Origin of the sequence: Mesorhizobium sp. M4B.F.Ca.ET.017.02.2.1 (assembly GCF_003998955.1) — a bacterium.
Classification (GTDB): Bacteria; Pseudomonadota; Alphaproteobacteria; order Rhizobiales; family Rhizobiaceae; genus Mesorhizobium; species Mesorhizobium abyssinicae.
Genome location: NZ_RZOF01000562.1, coordinates 1 through 2130 on the forward strand (window position 1 = coordinate 1; position 2130 = coordinate 2130).

At 67.2% G+C, this 2130-nt stretch carries 3 protein-coding genes; 1 reads left to right on the forward strand and 2 read right to left on the reverse strand.

What is annotated here, in order from left to right:
* Window positions 1-229 (forward strand): N-acetyltransferase (locus EN738_RS33735; protein WP_145967032.1); only part of this gene is annotated, 229 nt, incomplete at its 5' end.
* A 54-nt stretch (window positions 230-283) separates the two neighbouring features.
* Here the strand turns inward: EN738_RS33735 and panC are convergent.
* On the reverse strand, window positions 284-1138 hold the full coding sequence (panC, locus tag EN738_RS33740) for a pantoate--beta-alanine ligase (RefSeq protein ID WP_127287309.1): 855 nt from the start codon (window positions 1136-1138) through the stop codon (window positions 284-286).
* A complete protein-coding gene (panB, locus tag EN738_RS33745; protein WP_127287310.1) occupies window positions 1135-1974 on the reverse strand; it encodes a 3-methyl-2-oxobutanoate hydroxymethyltransferase in 840 nt (279 codons plus the stop codon). The genes panC and panB overlap by 4 nt, the downstream gene beginning before the upstream one ends.
* Between the last annotated feature and the right edge of the window lie 156 nt (window positions 1975-2130).

Below are 2130 nucleotides of genomic sequence, written 5' to 3' on the forward strand. Positions count from 1 at the left end.
GCTCTATGTGCACCCGGCCTGCCAGCGGCAAGGGATCGGCACGGCCTTGCTCGACGAGATCGAGGTCAGCTTTCCGGAGGCGAACAAGCTGCGCCTCGAAGTGGAAGAGGTCAACGCGGCGGCAATCGCCTTCTACCGATCGCAAGGCTTTGCGTCCGCCGGCAAAACCGCCGATTGCGGCGGCGGATCAGGGCTGCCGGCACTTATCCTGGAGAAGGCGCTCGGATAGTCACCGCGGGGGCAGCGCCGCGGGCGAAAGGTATGACCGGGCGCCTCAGGGCGGCTACATGCTGGCAGGGATTTCCAAGTTGTCGATCAGCCTGGTCGTGCCGAGCCAGGCGGCGGCGAGCAAGCGGCCTTCCCGATCGCGTCGCCAGGGAGCGAGTGTCAGGCTTTCGCGCGCGGCGACATAGTCCACCTTCTGGAAGCCTGCCTCGATGAGCGCCTGCCGGGCCTCGGCGGTCGCGCCGGCTTCGTCGGCGCCGGCTGCGAGCGCGGCCGCCGTCCGACGCAGAACCACGTTGAGCTGGCGCGCCACCGCAAGGCCTTTCTCGTCGAGATAGGCGTTGCGCGAGGACATGGCGAGGCCATGCGCGTCGCGGACCGTCGGCGCGCCGATGATGTCGACGGGCAGGTCGAGATCGCGGCAAAGCTGTCTGACGACGCAAAGCTGCTGATAGTCCTTCTCGCCGAAGATGGCACGGTCGGGAGCCGCCTGCAGGAAGAGCTTGGCCACGACGGTGGCGACACCGTCGAAGAAGCTCGGCCTGAACTCCGATTCCAGGCCGGAGGAGGGGCCGCCGACGGAAATCCTGGTGGCGAAGCCGGCCGGGTACATCTCCGCGACGCCTGGCGTGAAGGCGAGATGCGCTCCGGCTTCGGCCAGCCGGTCGAGGTCGCGGGCAAGTTGGCGCGGATATTTGTCGAGGTCTTCCGTCGGCGCGAACTGCGCCGGATTGACGAAGATCGAGACGACGCAGCGCTCGGCGCTTGCAAGCGCCATCCTGACCAGCGAGATGTGGCCGTCATGCAGCGCGCCCATGGTCGGCACCATGGCGATGCCGAGGCCCTCGCGCCGCCAGTCGCGGATTTGCTCGCGAAGGGCGGAAACCGTTTCGACGACGATCGGTCGGCTCATACGTTGTCCTTATCGGGTGTGGCGGCAAAGACGTGGTCCGGGCCGGGAAAAGTGCGGTCGCGCACCTCCGCCGCGAAGCGGGCGGCGGCGTCCGAGACGACATCGCGCAGGTGGGCATATTCCTTGACGAATTTCGGCACGCGGTCGACGGTCAGGCCGACCATGTCGTCGATGACCAGGATCTGGCCGTCGCAATCGCGGCTGGCGCCGATGCCGATGGTGGGAATGGCGATGGCGCGGGTAAGGTCAGCCGCGACGCTTTCAACCGTGCCCTCGATGACGACGGAAAAGGCGCCGGCCTTTTCCACCGCTTCGGCGTCGCGGAACAGGGTCGCGACATTGTCCTCGGTCCGGCCCTTGATCTTGTAGCCGCCGTCCTTCTCCACCGATTGCGGCTGCAGGCCGATATGGCCCATGACCGGGATGCCGCCGGCCACGATCGCGGCGATCTGCCGGGCCATGTCGACGCCGCCCTCCAGCTTGACCGCCTGGCAGCCCGTTTCCTCGACGATCCGCCGCGCCGAAGCGACGGCCTCAGCCGCCGAAGTCTCATAGCTGCCGGCCGGCATGTCGACGACCACGCAAGCCCTGGTGGAGCCGCGCATCACGGCCTGCCCGTGCGCGATCATCATCTCCAGCGATGCGCCGAGCGTGGTCGTGTGGCCGTGCAGCACCATGGCGACGCTGTCGCCGACCAAGAGCAGGTCGACGTGAGGATCAAGCAGGCGGGCGACGGGATAGGTATAGGCGGTCAGGCTGACGATCGGCACGCCGCCCTTGCGACGGCGAATGTCGTCGGCGCTGATCCGGCCACTGGCGGGCGGGTCTTGGACCAATCTTCACCTCCCTCAGCCGGCACCGACCAGGCGCCCGTTGGCGGGCGAGCAGAGCTTTAGAAATATGGGAACTGCTTGGCAAGCATGGCTGCGACCGCCCGCGCCGCTGTATCGATTTAGCGCACGAACCATTTACATTGCGGCCACGGCAAAACC

Bases quoted from the DNA above. Each gene is read 5' to 3' on its own strand.
- panC (WP_127287309.1), bottom strand. From the start codon at position 1,138: ATGAGCCGACCGATCGTCGTCGAAACGGTTTCCGCCCTTCGCGAGCAA.